Origin of the sequence: Pseudonocardia parietis (genome assembly GCF_017876315.1) — a bacterium.
GTDB lineage: Bacteria > Actinomycetota > Actinomycetes > Mycobacteriales > Pseudonocardiaceae > Pseudonocardia > Pseudonocardia parietis.
Genome location: NZ_JAGINU010000001.1, coordinates 6215118 through 6236663 on the forward strand (window position 1 = coordinate 6215118; position 21546 = coordinate 6236663).

The 21546-nt window shown below is 68.5% G+C and carries 16 protein-coding genes, 1 tRNA gene and 3 rRNA genes; 6 read left to right on the plus strand and 14 right to left on the minus strand.

Annotated features, from left to right (window positions below; translation table 11 throughout):
* Positions 1 to 78: 78 nt before the first annotated feature.
* The 6 genes from JOF36_RS29095 to JOF36_RS29120 all read right to left on the minus strand — a co-directional run bounded on the left by JOF36_RS29095 (position 79) and on the right by JOF36_RS29120 (position 12791).
* Positions 79 to 3831, minus strand: coding sequence for a pentapeptide repeat-containing protein (locus JOF36_RS29095; RefSeq protein WP_210033227.1), 3753 nt, complete (start codon positions 3829 to 3831; stop codon positions 79 to 81).
* A gap of 100 nt (positions 3832 to 3931) precedes the next feature.
* Complete coding sequence (gene ettA / locus JOF36_RS29100) at positions 3932 to 5608, minus strand: energy-dependent translational throttle protein EttA (RefSeq protein WP_210033233.1); 1677 nt, start codon at positions 5606 to 5608, stop codon at positions 3932 to 3934.
* 25 nt (positions 5609 to 5633) lie between these two features.
* Entirely contained in the window at positions 5634 to 6161 is a 528-nt protein-coding gene (locus JOF36_RS29105; protein WP_210033234.1) for a single-stranded DNA-binding protein, read from the minus strand.
* 1456 nt (positions 6162 to 7617) lie between these two features.
* Positions 7618 to 7734 (minus strand): 5S ribosomal RNA (gene rrf, locus JOF36_RS29110).
* A 136-nt stretch (positions 7735 to 7870) separates the two neighbouring features.
* Positions 7871 to 10967, minus strand: a 23S ribosomal RNA gene (locus JOF36_RS29115).
* Between the two features lie 301 nt (positions 10968 to 11268).
* Positions 11269 to 12791 (minus strand): 16S ribosomal RNA (locus tag JOF36_RS29120).
* Together the 16S, 23S and 5S rRNA genes form the textbook arrangement of a ribosomal RNA operon.
* 725 nt (positions 12792 to 13516) lie before the next feature.
* Between JOF36_RS29120 and JOF36_RS29125 the strand changes: the two genes are divergently transcribed.
* The gene (locus JOF36_RS29125; RefSeq protein WP_210033238.1) at positions 13517 to 14146 is read left to right on the plus strand and encodes a methyltransferase domain-containing protein; all 630 of its coding nucleotides are present in this window, start codon (positions 13517 to 13519) and stop codon (positions 14144 to 14146) included.
* Positions 14147 to 14266: 120 nt separating this feature from the next.
* Here JOF36_RS29125 and JOF36_RS29130 read toward each other — a convergent pair whose 3' ends face one another.
* Positions 14267 to 15064 (minus strand): PP2C family protein-serine/threonine phosphatase, encoded by a 798-nt coding sequence (locus JOF36_RS29130; RefSeq protein ID WP_210033240.1) that lies wholly within the window; start codon positions 15062 to 15064, stop codon positions 14267 to 14269.
* 189 nt (positions 15065 to 15253) lie between these two features.
* Between JOF36_RS29130 and JOF36_RS29135 the strand changes: the two genes are divergently transcribed.
* The 5 genes from JOF36_RS29135 (at position 15254) to JOF36_RS29155 (ending at position 17532) form a co-directional block, all read left to right on the plus strand.
* Positions 15254 to 15327 (plus strand) — tRNA-Arg (locus JOF36_RS29135).
* An 89-nt stretch (positions 15328 to 15416) separates the two neighbouring features.
* The gene (locus JOF36_RS29140) at positions 15417 to 16652 is read left to right on the plus strand and encodes a tyrosine-type recombinase/integrase (RefSeq protein ID WP_210033241.1); all 1236 of its coding nucleotides are present in this window, start codon (positions 15417 to 15419) and stop codon (positions 16650 to 16652) included.
* Positions 16653 to 16873: 221 nt separating this feature from the next.
* Positions 16874 to 17089 carry a hypothetical protein gene (locus tag JOF36_RS29145; RefSeq protein WP_210033242.1) on the plus strand — a complete coding sequence of 72 codons (216 nt, stop codon included), beginning with the start codon at positions 16874 to 16876 and terminating at the stop codon, positions 17087 to 17089.
* Positions 17086 to 17277, plus strand: coding sequence for a hypothetical protein (locus JOF36_RS29150; protein ID WP_210033243.1), 192 nt, complete (start codon positions 17086 to 17088; stop codon positions 17275 to 17277). Before JOF36_RS29145 ends, JOF36_RS29150 begins: the two co-directional genes overlap by 4 nt.
* 75 nt (positions 17278 to 17352) lie before the next feature.
* Complete coding sequence (locus JOF36_RS29155; RefSeq protein ID WP_210033244.1) at positions 17353 to 17532, plus strand: hypothetical protein; 180 nt, start codon at positions 17353 to 17355, stop codon at positions 17530 to 17532.
* Here the strand turns inward: JOF36_RS29155 and JOF36_RS29160 are convergent.
* The 7 genes from JOF36_RS29160 to JOF36_RS29190 all read right to left on the minus strand — a co-directional run bounded on the left by JOF36_RS29160 (position 17529) and on the right by JOF36_RS29190 (position 21545).
* The gene (locus JOF36_RS29160) at positions 17529 to 17717 is read right to left on the minus strand and encodes a hypothetical protein (protein WP_210033246.1); all 189 of its coding nucleotides are present in this window, start codon (positions 17715 to 17717) and stop codon (positions 17529 to 17531) included. The two genes, JOF36_RS29155 and JOF36_RS29160, sit on opposite strands and share 4 nt — an antisense overlap.
* A gap of 95 nt (positions 17718 to 17812) precedes the next feature.
* The gene (locus JOF36_RS29165; RefSeq protein WP_210033248.1) at positions 17813 to 18043 is read right to left on the minus strand and encodes a hypothetical protein; all 231 of its coding nucleotides are present in this window, start codon (positions 18041 to 18043) and stop codon (positions 17813 to 17815) included.
* Positions 18044 to 18078: 35 nt separating this feature from the next.
* Entirely contained in the window at positions 18079 to 18222 is a 144-nt protein-coding gene (locus JOF36_RS29170) for a hypothetical protein (protein ID WP_210033249.1), read from the minus strand.
* A complete protein-coding gene (locus tag JOF36_RS29175; RefSeq protein WP_210033250.1) occupies positions 18222 to 18635 on the minus strand; it encodes a hypothetical protein in 414 nt (137 codons plus the stop codon). The genes JOF36_RS29170 and JOF36_RS29175 overlap by 1 nt, the downstream gene beginning before the upstream one ends.
* A gap of 10 nt (positions 18636 to 18645) precedes the next feature.
* The gene (locus JOF36_RS29180; RefSeq protein WP_210033251.1) at positions 18646 to 20637 is read right to left on the minus strand and encodes a LamG domain-containing protein; all 1992 of its coding nucleotides are present in this window, start codon (positions 20635 to 20637) and stop codon (positions 18646 to 18648) included.
* 3 nt (positions 20638 to 20640) lie between these two features.
* Complete coding sequence (locus tag JOF36_RS29185) at positions 20641 to 20928, minus strand: hypothetical protein (protein ID WP_210033252.1); 288 nt, start codon at positions 20926 to 20928, stop codon at positions 20641 to 20643.
* A gap of 83 nt (positions 20929 to 21011) precedes the next feature.
* A complete protein-coding gene (locus JOF36_RS29190; RefSeq protein ID WP_210033254.1) occupies positions 21012 to 21545 on the minus strand; it encodes a C40 family peptidase in 534 nt (177 codons plus the stop codon).
* Position 21546: the final 1 nt, after the last annotated feature.

Sequence of the window (21546 nt, forward strand, 5' to 3'; positions counted from 1 at the left end):
CCGTCACCCTAGCCCCGGGTACGACGTTCCCGGGCGAGCGACAGGTGGCACCCGAGGGCACCGTTGCGCAGGCCGGGGTCAGATCTCGCGGTATGCGGCCAGGGCGCCGGCCAGGAGATCGGCGAGCCCCATGCCCTCGGGGATGGCGTTCGGATCGCCGGGCGTGGCCGAGCCGTCGTCGGACGGCGACGAGGTGCCGGTTCCCGGGCGGTCGGTGACACCGTCCGCATGCTGCTCGGACGACGCGCCGGTGCTCCCGTCGCCGGCGCTGTCCGTCACGGCCACGGTCGCTGCGGTTGCTCCGGTGCCGGCACGCCGGGCGTCGGTGACCGGCTCGCGGTCCGGTGCCGTGTCCCGCGGGGTGTCGGCGCGGGCGGAACGCACGGTCCACACGTCCGCACCCGTGGTGGTGGAACCGGGTACGTCGGCGCGGGTCGCGTCGCCGGCACCGTCGGGCCGGCGCGCCGAACCGGACCGCCGCCCGTTCCGCTTCGGCAGCGCCGCCGGGCCGTCGCCCTCGGACACCGACGACCAGGCAACCGGCCGGCCCGCGCGCCCGCTGTCGTCCCGCGGGGTCCCGGTGCCGTCCCGCGACTCCGACAGATCGAGATGGGTGCGGAGCATGTCCGCCAGCCGGCGGTCGGTACCGGTGTCGTCCGGGGTCGTCGGGCCGACGCCTGCTTCTCCAGCACCGTTGCGCAGTCCGCCCCCGGGCTCATCGGGATGTCCGGCGGCCGGTGCGTCGGTGTCCCCGGACCGCGGGGCCGCATCGGAGCGTCGACGCCCACCGCTTCCGGGGCGGACGTCGATCCCGGCGGCGAGCAGCGGAGAGACCTCCCCGTCGGTGGCCCTCCGACGCCCGGCCCGGCTCCGGTCGGTGTCGGGGGACGGCAGGTGCAGCGCCGCTGCCATGGCGGGACCCGCGACCGCCCCCGGCCGCGCCCGCTCCGCATCATCGGCATCCGCGACGCCGGTCGAGTCGTCCCCACGGTCCCGGGCGGGCACGCCCACCGCGTTCACGGCGGACCACGGCGCATCCGCGTCGGATCGCGACGCATCTTTGGCGGCTCGCGACGCATCTTTGGCGGCTCGCGACGCATCTGTGGCGGGTCGCGACGTTCGTCCGGCGCGACGGCGGGCACCACCGGCGCGCTCCGGCGGTACGTCCGGCGCCACGGGGGGCGGCACCTCGTCCGGCCCGGCCAGCTCACGGACGATCTCGTCGCCCTCCGCCCCGTGCGGCCCGACGCAGCGCAGCCGCAGCGCAGCCCCGACGGGGAGCCCGCCGCGATGCACGCGGTCGGCGAGGTGTGTGGCGAGCGAGCGTGCCCACAACAGGACGGTGACGCGATCGGCGTCGGGCAGCGTGATGCGGACCGCCGTGTCGCCGGTGTCGGTGGTGCCGGACGGCGGGACCAGGCGCCGCGACCGGGCCGCGATCTCGTCCAGTGCTCCCGCCACGAGGTGTCCGGGCATCGGTTCGCCCGACGGGTCGACGACGTCGACCAGGATCGACCGGTCGCTCGACCTCGAGTCCGTCAGCGGCAGGGTGTCCTTTCGGGCGACGAGACGGTTGCGCCCGAGGAGGTCGCGACCGATGCCGGCGCCTCCGATGCCGGACCCTCCGGTTCCGTCGCCGCCGGAGCCGGGACGATCGAAGTCGGCACGGCTGGTATCGGCACGGCTGGCGTCGACACGGTCCGAGTCGGCACGGTTGGCGTCGGCACGGTCCGAGTCGGCACGATCGAAGTCGGCCCGGCCGAGGTCGGCACGGCCGAGGCCAGTCCGGCCGAGGTCGGCACGGCCGGAGCCGGCCCGGCCGAGGTCGGCTCCGGCGGCAAGCTCGTGCTCGGCGTCGCTCTGGCGGGCATCGCCGCTCCCGGCACCTTTGTACCCAGCACCGTTGTTCTCGGCGCTGTCGTTCAAGACCCTGTCGTTCACGGCGCTGTCGTTCACGGGGCCCGACCGCCCAGCGACAAGCTGCCCGGCGCGGCCGTCTCGCCCGTCGTTGCGCAGCTCCGCGAGGAGCGCGTCCGCCAGCGGCGAGCCGCTGCCCGGCGTACCGGCGCCGGGCACACCGACCGTCCCGGACCAGGATCGTCCGGCCCATGCGAGCAGGTCACCACCGGTCCCGCCGTCACCGACACCCGAAGCCCCGACGACGTCGTTCTGCACCGGCGTCAGGTCCCCGACGTGGTCACCGGTCAGCATCCCGGACACACCCAGCGGATCGTCCGGATCGATCGCGGATGTCTCATCGACGTCGCTCACTCGATCACGATCACGGGCGACGTCGGGCTGCTCGACCCTCGCGGTATCCGGCCGGGCCGGGCCGGCGGCCGGGACGGTCGTCCCAGCGCTCTCCCCAAGGACGGTCCGTGCCGGCCCGGCAGGGTCGCCGGTGGCTTCCGTCGACCTCGCACCCCGCCTCGAGCGGATACCGGCCTCGGCGGACTCGTGCCTGCCGACGGCGCCGCCCACGTCGTCCGGGCCGACCGCACCCTTGCCCATCGAGCCGCGTCCGCCCACGTCGGTGGGCGCAGCGTGTCCGTTCGTCGTGCGTGGAAGAGATGTCGCGCGTCGTGGGAGGGATGCCGCCGCGTCAGAGGCGGCCGCATCGGGGACGGTCTCATCCGGAGCGGTCGCCGGAGCACGAGCCGTGTCGTGCTGCGCGGCCCCCGTCGCCCGGCGACGTACAGGCGAATGCCTGTGCTCGGATCTACTCCGGGTGGCAGTGTCGATCCCGGCAACCGGGAGCGCGGCGGCGACGGCGTGCCGGAAGCGGCGGGCCCGCGCGCGGTCGAGCTGATCGGCCTCGGCGGCGGACCGCATCGCTTCGAGTGCCTCGCGATAACGGCCCGCGCCCTCGTGCAGCTCGGACTGCGCGGTCCGGCAGGCGGCGACCAGACCGGGCACGCCGGAGGATCCCGCACCGGCGGCCGCCTCGGCGAGCGCCCGGGCGGCGTGGTCGGCCGCTCCGGGGTCGGCCCGGGCGAGCGTCAGGCGAAGCAGCACGCCCTGGCGACCGGCGTCCACGACGTCGGGCTGTGCGGACGCCGCCCGGACCGCCTCTGCCGGGGAGCGACCGGCGTCGAGCAGGGCAGTGATCCACTGGCTCAGCAGTGCCGCGGCAAGGTGCGCGGACAGCGGACGCGACTCGGGGTGCTCCGGCGTCCAGCCGAGCTTCGCCAGTCCGCGCAACGCTCGTTCGACGGCCAGATCGTGCTCGCGTCGCGCGCGATGCACGGACCCGGCGACGAGGTCGGCGAACGCCGATACGTCACTGCCGAACCCGGCGCCGCAGGACTCGACCTCTCGCCGGAGCCGGTCGAGATCGTCGTCCGCCTGACCGGCGAGCGCACAACGGACCTGGACGGCGAGCCGGTCCAGCCGTAGCAACCCCGGTTCCTCGCCGGGTGAGTCGTCCGGCAGGTCCGCGACGAGCGCCCGGGCGGTTTCCAGCTCACCGTCGACCTGAGCGACCGTCGCCAGCTCGACCCGCAGCCGGGCCGCCTCCGGCCGGGCCAGCAGCGCGGCCCCGGGAGGGCGGCCGGGGACCGCCGGCACGGCTGGGTCGGCTCGTCCGGAGCCGGTCAGCCCGGCCAGCACGGCGGTGGCGACGTCGCGTGCGTCGCCACCGGCGGCGTGCCCGTCGAGGAGCCATCCCGCAGCCTGCACCCAACGCAGATCGTCACCGTCCGCGACAGCACGCACGCATGCGTACCCGGCCAGCTCTGCGGTCAGGAGCGGCCGCTGCCAGCGCAGGGCCGCCGCTGTCCGCAACTCGGCCGTCGTCGCGCTCCCGGCGCGGTGACCCAGGTCGGACGTCACATAGCCTCCCGTGACACCACCGGCCCGGTACGCCCGTGCCGCGTCGTCGCGTCCGCAGTGTCCAGTCGGACCGGCCGAGGACGGTCCGGCAGAGTGGAGCTCAGTCGCGGGTGAGCTTACGATGCGTGACCCGGTGGGGTCGCGCCGCCTCCGAACCGAGCCGCTCGATCTTGTTCTTCTCGTAGGCCTCGAAGTTCCCCTCGTACCAGTACCAGGCCGCCGGGTTCTCGTCGGTGCCCTCCCACGCGAGGATGTGCGTGACGACGCGGTCGAGGAACCACCTGTCGTGCGAGATGACCACGGCGCAGCCGGGGAACTGCTCGAGCGCGTTCTCCAGAGATCCGAGGGTCTCGACGTCCAGGTCGTTCGTCGGCTCGTCGAGCAGGAGCAGGTTTCCACCCTGCTTGAGCGTCAGCGCCAGGTTCAAGCGGTTGCGCTCACCGCCGGACAGGACACCCGCGGGCTTCTGCTGATCCGGTCCCTTGAACCCGAAGGCCGCGACGTAGGCCCGCGAGGGCATCTCGACGTTGCCGACCTGGATGTAGTCGAGCCCGTCGGAGACGACCTCGAAGACGGTCTTCTTCGGGTCGATCCCGCCCCGGTTCTGGTCGACGTAGGACAGCTTGACCGTCTCGCCGACCCGCACCTCGCCCGAGTCCGGCTCCTCCAGCCCGACAATGGTCTTGAACAGGGTCGTCTTGCCGACACCGTTCGGGCCGATGACACCGACGATGCCGTTCCGCGGCAGCGTGAACGACAGGTCCTTGATCAGCTGCCGGCCGTCGAACCCCTTGTCCAGGTGCGAGACCTCGACGACCTGGTTGCCCAGACGCGGGCCCGGCGGGATCTGGATCTCCTCGAAGTCCAGCTTGCGGTGCCGCTCGGCCTCGGCCGCCATCTCGTCGTACCGGTCCAGCCGGGAGCGGCTCTTGGCCTGGCGGGCCTTGGGGTTCGAGCGGACCCAGGCCAGCTCGTCCTTCAGGCGCTTCTGCAGCTTCACGTCCTTCTTGCCCTGGACGGCGAGCCGCTCCGCCTTCTTCTCCAGGTAGGTGGAGTAGTTGCCCTCGTACGGGAACGTCCGGCCGCGGTCGAGCTCGAGGATCCAACCGGCGACGTTGTCCAGGAAGTACCGGTCGTGCGTGACCGCGAGGACCGCTCCCGGGTACTTCGCGAGGAACTGCTCCAGCCACAGGACGCTCTCCGCGTCCAGGTGGTTGGTGGGCTCGTCGAGGAGGAGCAGGTCGGGCTGGGAGAGCAGCAGCTTGCACAGGGCGACCCGGCGCCGCTCGCCACCGGACAGGTTCGTGACCTCGGCGTCGCCGGGCGGGCAGCGCAGGGCGTCCATCGCCTGCTCCAGCTGCGAGTCGATCTCCCACGCGTCCGCGTGGTCGAGCTCCTCCTGCAGCTTGCCCATCTCCTCCATGAGCTCGTCGGTGTAGTTCGTCGCCATCTCCTCGGCGATCGCGTTGAACCGATCGAGCTTGACCTTGACCTCGCCCAGCCCCTCCTCGACGTTGCCGAGAACGGTCTTCTCCTCGTTGAGCGACGGCTCCTGCTGCAGGATGCCGACCGTCGCCCCGGGCTTGAGGAACGCGTCACCGTTGTTGGCTGTCTCCAACCCGGCCATGATCTTCAGGACGGTCGACTTCCCGGCCCCGTTCGGGCCGACCACGCCGATTTTCGCCCCCGGCAAAAAGCTGATCGACGCGTTCTCCAGGATGACCTTGTCGCCGTGCGCCTTGCGCACGTTCCGCATCGTGTAAATCAGGTCTGCCACGAATCCGATGGTAGTTCCGTCGTAGTCAGGCCTCGGAGGCCGGTACGGCACCGACCGTCCGCTGCTCATCGTCGCTCTCGACGGCATCGGGATCGAACGGGTCCCCGGCCGTCTCCGGTTCGCCGTCCGGGCACTCCTGCCAGGTCTCCGCCTGCCGGCGGTCGGCAATCTGGTCACGGTCGGGGCCGGACGAGTTGCGCGCCGGTGCCAGGATCCCCGATACGCGCAGGTCGTAGCTGACGCTCACCGGGTCGATCTTCGGTGCCCTGCGGAGCCCACCGTCACGGTCGATCCACTCGTCCATGAAGAGCCGGCCGACGACCACCACGGGGTGGCCCTTGTCCAAGGACTGCGTGACGTGCTCGGCGAGGTGGCGCCAGCACGTGACGGAGTAGTAGGTCGTGGCGACGTCGCGCCACTCGTCGCTGTTGTTCTCGCGCCGCCGGTAGTTCTCGGCGACGCTCAGGTCGGTGACGGCGTACCCGTTCGGGGTGTACCGCAGGGTGGGCTTGCGAGTCACGTTGCCGCTGATGACGATCTGGTTGACGGACACGGATCCTCCGAGGCTCGATTCGGTGCGTTGTCGCCCTTCGAGCATCGCCCCGCCGGACCCGGATGGAGCCACGTTCTTCAGGGCTGTGGATGAACCGCGCACTTGTGGAGGACCGGCTGCCTACGCCGCTTCCGAGGCGGGTTCGGTGTCGGTTGCTCGTGGTAGCTCGTGGCGGACGGGGCCTACGCCGTGCGGCCTCCTGTGATGCGCCGAGTCGAGCTGTGATGCGCCGAGTCGAGGACCGCCGGTCCGGCACCTGAAGCGTGCCCCCGCATCACGGGGCCGGGCCACGCGCGGCGCGCCAGGGCCGCTCGCGCCGGGCGCTCGCTGGGGCGACGGGCACGCCAGGGCAGTTCGATCAAGGGCGGGCTGCACTGAGGTACCCCTCGTAGCCACCCGCGCCCGCTCCGCCGCGCACCCCGCGGCCGCTCTGCCGCGCACTCGCGGACCCTCAGGTCGGCGGGGGCCCTCACACCCGGCGCCACGGACCGCTCGCCCGTGCGAGGGGCACGTCGGGGCTGTTTGATCATGCGGAGGCCGTGCTGAGGTACTGCTCGTAGCGCCACACTGCCGGGCCGGCCTCGCAGGCCCCGAGTCGGTAGGAACCTCATCCCACCGGCGACCCCAGCCGCTACCCGGGCGAGGGGCACGTCAGCGTTGTTCGATCACACGATCACGGCGCTGAGGTACCCCTCGCATCCCACTCGGCACATCCCGCACCGGGACACCGCGCCCGCGGGCCGCGAGGGGTACGTCAGGGCAGCTCGATCATGCGGAGATCGCTCTCAGGTACCCCTCGTAGCTCCTCGCACCGTTCCGCCACGCACTCACGGGCCCTGGGGTCGGTGGGAGGAGCCGTCACGCCGGCGCCCCGGACCGCTCGCCCGGGCGAAAGGCACGTCAGAGCAGTTCGATCATGCTGAGGTGTCCCTCGTAGCCAGCGCACGTCGGTCCAGCGCCACCCCGCGCCGGCTACGCCGCCCCTCACGGGCTCACGGGCTCACGGGCTCACGGGCTCACGGGCTCGCGGGGCCGCGGGGCCGCGGGGCCGCGAGGGGCACGTGAGTGCACTTGGATCACGCGGACACCGCACTGAGGTGCCCCTCGCTCGGCGAAGACCGCGCTGAGGTACCCCTCGTAGTTCCTCGGGCCGATCCGCCGCGCCCTCGCGGACCCTGGAGTCGGTGGGTGGAGCCGTCACGCCGGACCGCTCGCCCGGGCGAGAGGTACGCCAGGGCAGTTCGATCAAGTGGATGCCGCGCTGAGGTACCCCTCGTGGCGCCCCGCACCGCAGCGCGGCCGCCCCGCACCGCAATGCGCGCACCCGCCGACACTCCGGCCGCACCGGGCCCCGCACTTCCGGTAGAGGTCGCGGTGAACAGGTTTCGGGCACACAAAAGGAGCGCCTCCCGAACCCGTAAAAGGTTCCGGAGGCGCTCCATCATGCACAGTTAAATGTCGGCGGCGACCTACTCTCCCACACCCTGTCGAGTGCAGTACCATCGGCGCAGGAAGGCTTAGCTACCGGGTTCGGAATGGGACCGGGCGTTCCCCTAACGCTATGACCACCGACAACACTATCAACTTATCCCCCACCCACCGACCCAAAACAGTCGACAGAAAGGGGTCCTGACACACACAACCACACCCCTCCAGCAGAGGGGATGGTTGTGGGCTCAGGGCCACACAGTGGATGCGAACAACTCGTTGTGAGCAAGCCCTCGGCCTATTAGTACCGGTCAACTCCACCCCTCACAAGGCTTCCATCTCCGGCCTATCAACCCAGTCATCTACTGGGAGCCTTACCCACTCAAGGTGGTGGGAGACCTCATCTTGGAACAGGCTTCCCGCTTAGATGCCTTCAGCGGTTATCCCTCCCGAACATAGCCAACCAGCCGTGCCCCTGGCGGGACAACTGGCACACCAGAGGTTCGTCCGTCCCGGTCCTCTCGTACTAGGGACAGCCTTCCTCAAGTCTCCAACGCGCGCGGCGGATAGGGACCGAACTGTCTCACGACGTTCTAAACCCAGCTCGCGTACCGCTTTAATGGGCGAACAGCCCAACCCTTGGGACCTACTCCAGCCCCAGGATGCGACGAGCCGACATCGAGGTGCCAAACCATGCCGTCGATATGGACTCTTGGGCAAGATCAGCCTGTTATCCCCGGGGTACCTTTTATCCGTTGAGCGACACCCCTTCCACAAGGCGGTGCCGGATCACTAGTCCCGACTTTCGTCCCTGCTCGACCTGTCAGTCTCACAGTCAAGCTCCCTTGTGCACTTACACTCAACACCTGATTGCCAACCAGGCTGAGGGAACCTTTGGGCGCCTCCGTTACTCTTTAGGAGGCAACCGCCCCAGTTAAACTACCCACCAGGCACTGTCCCTGAACCAGATCATGGCCCGAGGTTGAGACACCCAATTCGACCAGAGTGGTATTTCAACAACGACTCCACCACCACTAGCGTGGCCGCTTCACAGTCTCCCACCTATCCTACACAAGCCGAACCGAGCACCAATACCAAGCTATAGTAAAGGTCCCGGGGTCTTTCCGTCCTGCCGCGCGTAACGAGCATCTTTACTCGTAGTGCAATTTCGCCGAGTCTGTGGTCGAGACAGCGCCCAAGTCGTTACGCCATTCGTGCAGGTCGGAACTTACCCGACAAGGAATTTCGCTACCTTAGGATGGTTATAGTTACCACCGCCGTTTACTGGCGCTTAAATTCTCCGCTTCACCCCGAAGGATTAACGGGTCCTCTTAACGTTCCAGCACCGGGCAGGCGTCAGTCCGTATACATCGTCTTGCGACTTCGCACGGACCTGTGTTTTTAGTAAACAGTCGCTTGGGCCTGGTCTCTGCGACCACCCACCCCTAGCCGGCAAGCGGCTTCAAGGCGAGTGGCCCCCCTTCTCCCGAAGTTACGGGGGCATTTTGCCGAATTCCTTAACCACAGTTCGCTCGATCGCCTCGGTATTCTCTACCTGACCACCTGTGTCGGTTTGGGGTACGGGCCGCAACAGCACTCGCTAGAGGCTTTTCTCGACAGCATGGGATCACTCTCTTCGCCTCAATCGGCTACGCGTCACCTCTCACCCTTCACGACCCCCCGGATTTACCTGGGAAGTCAGGCTACAGGCTTACACCACGACAACCACCGCGTGGCGGAGCTACCCTCCTGCGTCACCCCATCACTTGCCTACTACCGGATCGGATCCCACGCTCCCCCACAAACAAGAGCCCCGAAGGGCTCAGGGTGGGTTCGGATGGTTAGCATCACCGGCCCCAGCATGGACGCACTATCACGAGCACGGGAATATCAACCCGTTGTCCATCGACTACGCCTGACGGCCTCGCCTTAGGTCCCGGCTCACCCTGGGCGGAACAACCTGGCCCAGGAACCCTTGGTCATCCGGCGGCAGAGATTCTCACTCTGCATTCGCTACTCATGCCTGCATTCTCACTCCCACACATTCCACCCGTAAATCACTCCCGGGCTTCACCACATGCAGGACGCTCCCCTACCCAACAACACCAAAGTGTCATTGCCACGGCTTCGGCGGTGCGCTTGAGCCCCGCTACATTGTCGGCGCAGGACCACTTGACCAGTGAGCTATTACGCACTCTTTCAAGGGTGGCTGCTTCTAAGCCAACCTCCTGGTTGTCTGGGCGATCCCACATCCTTTCCCACTTAGCGCACGCTTAGGGGCCTTAGCCGGTGATCTGGGCTGTTTCCCTCTCGACCACGAAGCTTATCCCCCGCAGTCTCACTGCCGCGCTCTCACTCACCGGCATTCGGAGTTTGGCTGACTTCGGTAAGCTTGTCGGCCCCCTAGGCCATCCAGTGCTCTACCTCCGGCGAGAAACACACGACGCTGCACCTAAATGCATTTCGGGGAGAACCAGCTATCACGAAGTTTGATTGGCCTTTCACCCCTACCCACAACTCATCCCCCAGGTTTTCAACCCTGGTGGGTTCGGGCCTCCACGACGTCTTACCGACGCTTCACCCTGGCCATGGGTAGATCACTTCGCTTCGGGTCTACACCCCGCGACTCAATCGCCCTATTCGGACTCGCTTTCGCTACGGCTACCCCACACAGGTTAACCTCGCCACGAAGCATAACTCGCAGGCTCATTCTTCAAAAGGCACGCCATCACCCTACAGACGAATCCGCTTCAGGCTCTGACGGCTTGTAAGCACACGGTTTCAAGTACTATTTCACTCCCCTCCCGGGGTACTTTTCACCTTTCCCTCACGGTACTAGTCCGCTATCGGTCATCAGGTAGTATTTAGGCTTGACGGGTGGTCCCGCCAGATTCACAGCGAATTTCACGGGCTCGCTGCTACTCGGGAACAACATCCACAACACGTGCCATGCTTTCGCGTACGGGGCTATCACCCACTACGGCGACCCTTCCCAGAAGTCTTCCGCTAACACAACACAACGCCGTCCCACCCTCGGCAGAAGGTGAACAATGCATCCCACAACCCCACATCCGCAACACCTGCCGGCTTGACACGGACACGGTTTAGCCTCATCCGCTTTCGCTCGCCACTACTCACGGAATCACTGTTGTTTTCTCTTCCTGTGGGTACTGAGATGTTTCACTTCCCCACGTTCCCTCCACGCACCCTATGAATTCAGGTACGGGTAACGCCCCATGACGGGCGCTGGGTTTCCCCATTCGGACACCCTCGGATCACAGCTCGGTTGACAGCTCCCCGAGGCCTATCGCGGCCTCCCACGTCCTTCATCGGCTCCTGATGCCTAGGTATCCACCATGTGCCCTTAACAACTTGACCACAACAAGATGCTCGCATCCACTATGCAACACTCAACCCACAACCACACCCACCCCCACCACAACCACCACACCCAGCAGGGAGCGTTAGGAAGAGCAGGACCAGAGCGGCCAAAGAAAACCCCCATAAAGGGTGTCTTCTCAGGACCCAACAGTGTGCCGAACCACAGCTTGGCGTTCGTTGTGTTCCACCCAGCCACACCCCAGGACACGAACGGTCCTGTCAGATGCGGTCTCAGATAAGGAACCAACTCATTCAACAAGAACAAAGTTGGCGCCCCACTACAAGTGGGACTCCTTAGAAAGGAGGTGATCCAGCCGCACCTTCCGGTACGGCTACCTTGTTACGACTTCGTCCCAATCGCCAGTCCCACCTTCGACGACTCCCTCCCCAAAGGGTTGGGCCGCCGGCTTCGGGTGTTACCAACTTTCGTGACGTGACGGGCGGTGTGTACAAGGCCCGGGAACGTATTCACCGCAGCGTTGCTGATCTGCGATTACTAGCGACTCCAACTTCACGGGGTCGAGTTGCAGACCCCGATCCGAACTGAGACTCACTTTAAGGGATTCGCTCCACCTCACGGTCTCGCCGCCCTCTGTATGAGCCATTGTAGCATGTGTGAAGCCCTGGACATAAGGGGCATGATGACTTGACGTCATCCCCACCTTCCTCCGAGTTGACCCCGGCAGTCTCCCATGAGTCCCCACCATTACGTGCTGGCAACATGGAACAAGGGTTGCGCTCGTTGCGGGACTTAACCCAACATCTCACGACACGAGCTGACGACAGCCATGCACCACCTGCACACCAACCACAAGGGAAGCCCTATCTCTAGGGATGTCTAGTGCATGTCAAACCCAGGTAAGGTTCTTCGCGTTGCATCGAATTAATCCACATGCTCCGCCGCTTGTGCGGGCCCCCGTCAATTCCTTTGAGTTTTAGCCTTGCGGCCGTACTCCCCAGGCGGGGCGCTTAATGCGTTAGCTGCGGCACAGAAACCGTGGAATGGTCCCCACACCTAGCGCCCAACGTTTACGGCGTGGACTACCAGGGTATCTAATCCTGTTCGCTCCCCACGCTTTCGCTCCTCAGCGTCAGTATCGGCCCAGAGACCCGCCTTCGCCACCGGTGTTCCTCCTGATATCTGCGCATTTCACCGCTACACCAGGAATTCCAGTCTCCCCTGCCGAACTCAAGTGATGCCCGTATCGACCGCACGCTCAGAGTTAAGCCCCAAGTTTTCACGGCCGACGTGACACACCGCCTACGAGCTCTTTACGCCCAATAATTCCGGACAACGCTCGCACCCTACGTGTTACCGCGGCTGCTGGCACGTAGTTGGCCGGTGCTTCTTATCCAGGTACCGTCACCCGAAAGCTTCGTCCCTGGCGAAAGAGGTTTACAACCCGAAGGCCGTCATCCCCCACGCGGCGTCGCTGCGTCAGGCTTTCGCCCATTGCGCAATATTCCCCACTGCTGCCTCCCGTAGGAGTCTGGGCCGTGTCTCAGTCCCAGTGTGGCCGGTCGCCCTCTCAGGCCGGCTACCCGTCACCGCCTTGGTAGGCCATCACCCCACCAACAAGCTGATAGGCCGCGGGCCCATCCCCAGCCGAAAAAACTTTCCACCACCCAACATGCGTTGAGAGGTCCTATCCGGTATTAGACCCAGTTTCCCGGGCTTATCCCAGAGCTGAGGGCAGGTCACCCACGTGTTACTCACCCGTTCGCCGCTCGTGTACCCCCGAAGGGGCCTTACCGCTCGACTTGCATGTGTTAAGCACGCCGCCAGCGTTCGTCCTGAGCCAGGATCAAACTCTCCAACAAAACCCTGACAAAACAAACGATCCACAGACCCGACGGGGTCAGACCTGCGAACCAAAACAATCTGGCACAAAAACGCCAAACCATATAATAGCTCGACACACTGTTGAGTTCTCAAAAGACACCCGCACCACACCACCGACCGTAAAGCCGGATCCGAAGGCGGATCACCTTGACCCACCAAGGAAAGCACACCGATGCACTCGGCACACCACCAGGGGGGTCACATTGTCCGCGGGGCCTGCTGACCGGACCTCCAGGGCCCGTTCTGTCCGACTCACTCGCTGACAAGGAATAAGTTACGGCACGGTGTTCAGGCGCGTCAAACCGGGGTCGCAAATGCCCTCTGACCTGCACCGATGGCCTGCCAGACCGCGAGCGACCGCGGACGAGCCCGACCCTCTCGCGCGACGAACGGTCGCACCGACGGGCTCACCTCGGATACTGGTTGACCAGCGCGGATCGCGCAAGGGGAAGCCCTCGTCGAGGCCCGCACGGGCCATCCGGGACGTCATTCGTCTCGCGTCCACCTGGGCGTCGACTATTTTCAAGATTTTTTTCGACCGCCCGTCGCGGCCCCGGTGTACGACGAGCGGCCGATCTCCGGCTCATCGCTCGTCGCACCGGCGGACGTCCCTGCGACAAGACGATCATCGGCCGGGAACGGCCGCTCGTCGTGCACCGTGCCGATCCGCCCGCTCCGGGGGTCCTGGGCGAGACTGCGGGGCGTGCCCATCGACGGTGACGTCCTTGATCCCGTGCTGCACCGGCTCCGCGCCGACGGCAGCCTCACCGCGGCGGGATGGTGCCGGGCCCCCGGCGCGAGCAGCCGCGTGCGGGCGACGCTCGTGCACGACGGCATCGCCCTCGAGGCAGGAGACGGCCCACCCGGTCACCTACGGGCGTCGCCCCTCGCCCTTCCGCTACGCACGAAGGCGGTCGACCGCATCGCCGTCCCGCTGGTCCTCCCCCTCCTGAACGACATGGAGGGGCTGTTCGCGGAACTTCGCCGGGTGCTCGCCCCGCACGGGCTGCTCTCGCTCCTCCTCCCCGCCCCCGCGTCGTTCGGCTGGCGCAGTGGCGAGCTGCGACGCTCGGTCCGGTCCGCTTGGCGGCACCGGTCGGCGGTGGAGCACCCGGAGTGGCTGGCGTCGTCCGCGGACTTCGCGGTCCTGGCGGACGACCGGCTCACCTTCACCCTCGACGAGGGCCCGGGCGACCCTGCCGGGGATGTGGCGGAGCTGTGCTCGGCGGGGGTGTACCCGCCCGATCTGTCACCGGCGGTCCGCTCGGACCTCGCCGTGCACCGGTCGGCGGCGCGGACGGTGCGGCTGCGCCGGATCGTGGCGCGCCGCTGACGCGGTGCCGGGCCATCCCGCTGGTCGGTGTCGCCGCCGGAATCCTGGCGCTGCTGATCGGGTTCCCGGGCCGGGTTGCGAACCCGGGCGGGTGACGGCCCCGGGCCGCGTGACGACCCGTCAGTCGGAGGTGGCGTTCTCGCCCGCGGCGCCGGCCAACCGCAGCGGCAGCGACATCTCGTCCGGCGGGTCCACGACGTCCGCGACGATCGCCGTGATGTTGTCCGGCCCGCCGCCCTCGTTCGAGAGCTCGACCATCCGGTCGGCGACGGCATCCGGATCCGCGTCGCTGCTGAGCTCGCGGAGCAGGGTGTCGTCGTCCAGAACGGCGGTGACGCCGTCCGAGCACAGCAGGTACCGGTCGCCCTCGGCGATCTCGATCCGGTCGAGGTCCGGGTCGGGCGAGTGGTCGGTGCTCAGCGCGCGCATGAGGACCGAGCGGCGCGGGTGGTGCGCAGCCTCCTCCGCCGTGATCTGGCCCTGGTCGACCAGCTGCTGGACCATCGTGTGGTCGTGGGTGAGCCGGGTCAGCTCGCCGTCTCTGAGGCGGTAGATCCGCGAGTCGCCGATGTGCGCCAGCGCGAGCTGCTCGCCGGTCAGCAGGAGCGAGACGACCGTCGTCCCCATCCCGCGGGTCTCCGGGTCCTCGCCGGCCCGCCGGGCGAGCCGGTCGGTCGCATCCTCGAGCGCGGAGATCAGTTCGGCGTCGAGGTCGATGTCGGTGAGATCCCGGGGCAGCCGGGCCTCCAGCTCGGTGAAGGCCGACACCGTCGTCGCGCTCGCGATCTCGCCGTGGGCGTGTCCGCCCATGCCGTCGGCGACGATCAGGAGGCGGCCGGTCGTCGCGCCGGCGTCCTGATTCGACGTCCGGCGACGACCGACATCCGACCTGATCGCGGATCGCAGTCCCAGCACCATGGGGACAGTATGGACGTCACGGTCCGTCAGCGTTGCAGGCGAGGCCCTGTACGCGTGTGCTTCAACCGGTCGGATGGCTCTCGTCGGCATCCGGCGGCCTCCGTACCAGCACGGCCGGTGTCGGATGACGGGCCGTTTGCCCGGGTCGCTACCGTGGATCCCGCGGCGGGCACCCGTCCCGGCGCATCAGCCTCCGTAGCTCAGCCGGATAGAGCATGGCCCTTCTAATGCCGAGGTCGCAGGTTCGAGTCCTGCCGGGGGCACATATTGCCTGGTCAGGACACACTTCCGCCGGATAGGCATGACGGGGTAAGATCGGATCCCTAGTTTATCCAGGAAAATGGGAGCGATCATGGCGCGACCGCCACTGCCCCTCGGGACCGCGGGCCGCGTCGCGACACGCCATCACCCCGACAAGCAGATCGGGCACCAGTGGCAGGCGTACTGCCAGTTCAGGGACCTCGACGGGAAGACGCGACAGGTCGAGCGGTGGGGCAAGACGGAGAGCGCGGCGAAGCGCCGGCTGTCCGAAGCCTGCCGCGATCGGCTCCCACCCGGCCCGACGGAGCTCACCGGCCGCTCCCGGTTCTCCGACGCCGCCGCCGTGTGGCTGGCGCGCGTCGAGCAGCGGAAGCCGCGGACCGTGCAGACATACCGGTGGGCGCTGCAGCGCCACGTCCTCCCGGCCTTCGGGGATCTCCGGCTCGCCGAGTTCCGCGCGATCCGGCTCAACAACTACTTCGCCGAGCTCGCCGCGCACGGTTACTCACCGAACATGCGGCGCACCATCCGGACCGTTGTTGCGGGGGTCCTCGGGGAGGCGGTCGCCGCGGAGGTGTTCCCGCAGAACCCGGTCCGGGCGATGCGCAAGATCGAGGGCGGGAAGCGGAGCAAGGTCCGCGCGATGACCGCCGACGAAAGGCAGGAGTTCCTGGCCGGCCTCGACGATCTCCGCTGCGGGCATCACGTCGAGGCGGACCAGGCGGTCGCCGACGGGTGCCTGATGTGTGCGGGGCAGCGGCGGACGCTGCCGGATCTGGTGCGGTTCATGATGGGCACCGGGGTCCGGATCGGCGAGTGCCTCGCCGTCCGGTGGTGCGACCTCGACCTGGTGTCGGTTCCGGCGACAGCGACGGTCGGCCCGACGGTCGTGCGGATCCCGGGTACCGGGCTGGTCCGCCAGGACGAGGAGTTCTGGGGCGACGACCCCGGGAAGACGGCGGCGTCGTCTCGGACGATCGCTCTGCCGCAGTACGTCGCGACGATGCTGGCGGTACGCCGTCCCTCGGACGCCGCGGATCGGGATCCGGTGTTCCCGTCGACGGCGCACACGTGGTGGGACCCGGCGAACGCTCAGTCGGCCCTGCGGAAGGCGCGGGGACGTACGGGGTTCGACTGGGTGACGTCGCACGTGTTCCGGAAGACTGCCGCGACGATCCTGGACGATGCGGGGTTCTCTGCCCGGCAGATCGCGGATCAGCTCGGGCATGAGCGTCCGTCGCTGACGCAGGACACCTACATGGGTCGTGGGACGTTGAACCCGGCCGCGGCGACCGCGCTGGACGCGGCGTACCGGTCGAGCCACTAGCCCTTGACTTTACTCCGGACCGGAGTATTGTTCTGGGTGTCGGACAGCACGGACGATCCGACGGAGGCGATCACCTCCACAGGGCGAGAAGGCAGAAGACCCGTACGGGCAGCCGACTCGCGGTACACCGCCCAGAGGGCGCGCTGGCCACCGTGCACCACAGAGAGCCTCGGGCCGATCACCCGGGGCTCTCTGCTTGTCCGAGCCGGCAGAGGAGTGACATGCACCGGTACGTCGTCGAGGTCACCACGGCCTCGCACGCTGCCCTACGAGCCGGCGTCACCGCCGAGCCGCGGTGCCCCGGCGCCCCCGCGTTCCATCGGATCGTCGTCGCTGCACTCACCGACGACGAAGCAGTCCTCACCGCCGCCCAGATGGCGACCGCCACCTCGGGCGAGATGTGCACCTCGACCGTCCTCGTGGAGTTCCCGACGTGACCGACCAGCACAGCATCATGACGACCGATGAGGTAGCCGAGCATTTGGGGATCGCGCCGCAGTCGGTGCGGTCCACGCTGCGTCGCTACGGCATCTCGGAGGTCCGCGGCTACGACGAGGATGCGGTGAAGGCGCTGGAGCGGCCGGGGCGTGGGGCGCGGACCGATCTGGCCGGGCGCGGCGAGTAGCACCGGCTCACGTTGGGTGCGGCCGGGCCGGAGCTGTGCTCGACAGTCCCGGCCGCGGGACTACCGTATCCCGGCGTGACCACTCTGCGGGAGCGAATCGGGAACGCTGGTATCGACCTCGGACGCGCCGAGCCGATGGTGAGGGACGGCTGGTACCGCGTGGACGGTGAGGTCGTGACCGACCTGGATGCGGAGACAGCGGAGGGGTCGAGGGTGAACGTCGTCCCGCCGCCCGTCACCGAACACGGCGCTTAGGCTTCGCCGATCAGGTCGAGCCGTCCGGCGGCGGCGAGCTTCGCTCGCCGGTCGGTGTGGCGGGCCCGGATGATCGCCCGGTCCTTCTGTGTCAGCGGCTCCGCCTCGGGGGTCTGTCCGGCGTGGTGCGCGCAGACGTAGAGCCGGGTGGTGTGCGGGGTCGGGTACTTGTACCGCCACGGCACCGCGGCAGCCTCCGGTGCGCCGCATTGGCGTGGGGAGCCGCCCGTCGACACCCGGGCGACGCAGCCCGGGTTAGACCCGAATGCCAGATCAGCCATCACGCCGGGCCAGGGAGCAGCCCGGAGGAGAACAGCCGATCGACGTAGTCGGCAGCCGCGCACGAGCACTCCCACCTGGGGTACAGGCAGGCCATGATCTGCGGGTCAGAATGCAGCTTCCGCATCACCCGCTCCCGCAGGCCACCGCCGTGCACGGCCGGGTCGCTGATGGTGCACGACGGGCAACACTCGTCCTCGGTGCACGTGACTGCGTGATACCGCACGGCCATCCCGTCATGGTCCCACGCCGCACCGACAGCCGCGGCTAATCCCAGTCGCGGTACTCGGCCCGCTTATGCCAGCGGCGCTGCATGTCGTGCTTCGCCGCCCGCACCTCCGCCAGGAACCGGCCCACGTAGTAGCCGGCGACGAGCCCGAGCAGCAACCCGAACCAGAACAGCTCGGTCATCAGCCGCCGGCCGGCATGGTGATCGACCCTCCGGTGATGTCCACGGACAGGCCCACAGAGATCGTGGTCGTCGCCAGGGTCAGGTCCCCGCCGCCGCCGGTCGCGGTGACCGAGCCGTCGCACACCGTCACCCCGGCGGAGTCGAGGGCCCGGAACCAGGTCGCGGTCCCGGCGCCGGTCGCGCTGACGGCGGCCGGGTCGGCGAGGGTCGCCGTCCCGTTCGCTGCGGCCCCGAACGCGGTGGCGGCGAGCGCGACCGTGGCGAGGACGTTCCCCGTGGCGGCGTCGTTCGCGGTGGCGGGGCGGACCCCGTCCCGGATCTCGATTTCTCCGGCGGCGCCGCCCGCGTCGAATCGGTCGGCGAGCAGGTCGCACAGCGCGTTCCGGACCGTGGTGGGGATGCTCAGAGCCATCTCGTTCCTCCTAGTTGATGGAGAGCTGTCCGGCCTTCAGGACCGGGATCTCGGGGTTGTCGTGGACACGCACGAACACGGCGGGCTGGGAGTTCGCGGCCAGGCCGAGCGCGGACGGCTGCACCAGCAGCCGGCACGCGATCGCGCCGGTGGTGACATCGGCGGTGCCGACCCATGCGGCGGGCTGCCAATCCAGCTCCTCCGGATGGGTCGCGAGGGTCACGCACATCTCCACCAGATCGGCGGAGATGTCGAGGGGTGTCCCGGTGGCCGGGTCCTTCGACGGGGTCACGGTGACCTTCACGAACTCTTTCGAGTTGAGGCGCATGCCTGGTCCTGCCTCTCCGGGTGTGGTGATCCACGGTGTGCTGACGGCCCACTCGGCGACGGCGGCGACGGCCGCCCACTGCTCGGCGTGCAGGGTGCTGGCCCACTGGTCGGCGACGAGGTCGGACACCGCCCAGCCCGGTTCGTCGACGCCGGCCAGCCACGCGAGTGCCTGCAGCGCCCCGGCCCAGTCGGTGGCGGCGAGCAGGACCCGCCACTCGGTGTCGTCGAGCACGGTGTGCCAGGCGGCGGGGGCGAGGTTCGCGACGAGCGAGATGTCCCGCTCGACCTGCACCCCGGCGGTGAACTCCGGCGTGGGCAGTGTCCCGGCGAGCTGCCCGGTGACCGTGGCCGCGCCGGTGGCGGTGGCCGTAGGGGGTGGGAGCGTCCCGGTGAGTTGCCCGGTGACGTCGTTGCTCGCGGTGAACTCGCCGACCGGGGCGGGCAGTGTCCCGGCGAGCACGGCGGTTGTGGAGGTGGTGCCGGTGAACTCGCCGACGGGTGCGGGCAGGGTGCCGGTGAGCCGGTTGTCGCCGACGAGTCCGGTCAATGCTGCGGTCGGTGCGGGCCCGCTCGCGGCGAGTGTGCCGGTCGTGGTGACGTGCCCGACGAGCTCGCCCGTCGGCGCTGGCGCGTCGGTGTCGACGGTGCCGGTCGTGGTGACCGTGCCGGTGACGTCACCGGTCGGGGCAGGCCCCGCGCCGGCCAGAGTCCCGGGCGTGGTGACGGTCCCGGCGAACTCCGCGGTAGGGGCGGCCCCGGTCCCGGCGACGGCCCCAGTGGTGGCGGTGGTGCCGGTCGCGGTGCCGGTCGCGGCGGGCAGGGCTCCGGCGAGTGCGCCGGTCGTGCGCGTCGCCCCGGTCAGTGCACCGGTCGCGGCCGGGCCCGTCGTGGTGATCTGCCCGGTGGCGCGGACTGTGCCCGCCGCGGTACTGGCCGGGGCGGGTGCGGTCCCGGCGACGGCACCGGTGGTGGTGACCTGGCCGGTGGCGGTCGAGGTCGGTGCCGCGAGCGTCCCCGACAGGGCGCCGGTAGTCCCCCCGCCGAGCGGGATGTCCGGGCCCGCCTCCCACGTGACGGCGCTCGTCCCGGCGGTGAGCGTGTGCCCGTTCCCGGACTCGTCGGCCGGGGAGTCGATGAACGGATGCGAACGGATCAGATCCGCGGTGCGGACCGCAGCGTACTGAGCGAGCTCGGCTTCGACTTCGACCGCGGACAGCGCGGCGTTCCAGATCTTGACCGCGGCGACGCGACCGTTGAAGAAGTCCCCGAAGATCGGCTCGTTACCGATCCACAGCCGGACCGGTGCGGTGGGGAAGTTCCCCGGGCTGCCGGTGTAGGTGGTCAGGCTCCCGGCGGCGGTACCGATGTAGAGAGTGACGGCGCCGCTCGACACAGAGGCGCCGTACCGGTACCAAGTCCCGACGGCGCCAGCGTAGTTTCCGACCGACGAGCCCTGCGTGTCGAGGGCCAACGTCGTGCCGTTGCTGACGGTGTTGAGCAGCGCGAACCGTGCCGTGCCGCTGGCGTTGGCGTCGTCGATCGAGAGCCACGTCGAGTACGTGTTGCGATCGACCGAGATGTAGATCCAGCTGGTGACCGTCCACGTGTTCCCCGTGGGCAGGCCCGTGGATGCGGTGTAGCGGTCGTTCGCGGCGTCGAACCGGACCGCCATCGGTCAGTCCTGGACGCTGTCAGGATCGAATGCGGGCCGCCCCGGCCCGGCCACGTGGTCGCCCGGCTCGTCGTCCCACAGGTCGGGGCGCGGTGTGTGGCGGGCCTTGTAGCCGGCGACGAAGGTCGCGGCGAGCGGGAGCAGCGCGAGCGCGAATGGCTCTGCCGGGTCCGGCAGGGCTTCGATGAGTTGTGTGTCGCCGACCGCTTGTAACGCAGCGAGTCCGGCCGCCGATGCTATGTATGTCGCGATCGACGACCACGCGACCTTCCGCTCCACACGGCCAGGCATAGCGACCTCCCGAGAAAGTTGGGGGACGATCGGGGCCGGAGGACTACAAGCCGAGCAGACGGCGAGGCCCTACAACCCCGCAGTCAGGGCTTGTGATCGTCGGGGTGTCCGCCGGACCGCGGATACACCTCGTCGGCGCCGAGCACCCACCCCGCCGCGACCGCGAGCTCCAGCAGGTCGCCGGGGGTGACGTCCTGCGGGAGCCGGTCATCCACGTACAGGCGGATCCCAGCGGCGAGCAGGCACAGCACAACAAGCTGCGAACAGATGACGCGGGAGCTCCGCGCGATGCGGCGGCGGATGAACGCGGGCCGCAACCCGAACCACGCCAACCCGAGCGCCGCGATGTCAGCGAACCCGTACGGGGTGCCAACGAACCGGCGAGCCGCCGTCACCACCATCGCCCGCTGCACGTCGGACATGGGCGGCCGCACGATGATGTGGCGGGGACCGACCTGCCCGTGCATCGCGCCGCGCGGCATCGCCTCAACCGTCGTCCCCGCCTCGTCGACGACGATCCCGGCATGGTTCACGCGGGACCGGGTGACGAGCCGGATCACCCGACCCGGCATGCCCGGCGTGGTCAGCAGGAACAGATCACCAGGCTGCACCTGCACC

Coding starts and splice junctions, on each gene's coding strand:
- JOF36_RS29130 (WP_210033240.1), bottom strand. CDS start 15,064: ATGGTGCTGGGACTGCGATCCGCGATCAGGTCGGATGTCGGTCGTCGC.
- JOF36_RS29140 (WP_210033241.1), top strand. CDS start 15,417: ATGGCGCGACCGCCACTGCCCCTCGGGACCGCGGGCCGCGTCGCGACA.
- JOF36_RS29145 (WP_210033242.1), top strand. CDS start 16,874: ATGCACCGGTACGTCGTCGAGGTCACCACGGCCTCGCACGCTGCCCTA.
- JOF36_RS29165 (WP_210033248.1), bottom strand. CDS start 18,043: ATGGCCGTGCGGTATCACGCAGTCACGTGCACCGAGGACGAGTGTTGC.
- JOF36_RS29170 (WP_210033249.1), bottom strand. CDS start 18,222: ATGACCGAGCTGTTCTGGTTCGGGTTGCTGCTCGGGCTCGTCGCCGGC.
- JOF36_RS29175 (WP_210033250.1), bottom strand. CDS start 18,635: ATGGCTCTGAGCATCCCCACCACGGTCCGGAACGCGCTGTGCGACCTG.
- JOF36_RS29180 (WP_210033251.1), bottom strand. CDS start 20,637: ATGGCGGTCCGGTTCGACGCCGCGAACGACCGCTACACCGCATCCACG.
- JOF36_RS29185 (WP_210033252.1), bottom strand. CDS start 20,928: ATGCCTGGCCGTGTGGAGCGGAAGGTCGCGTGGTCGTCGATCGCGACA.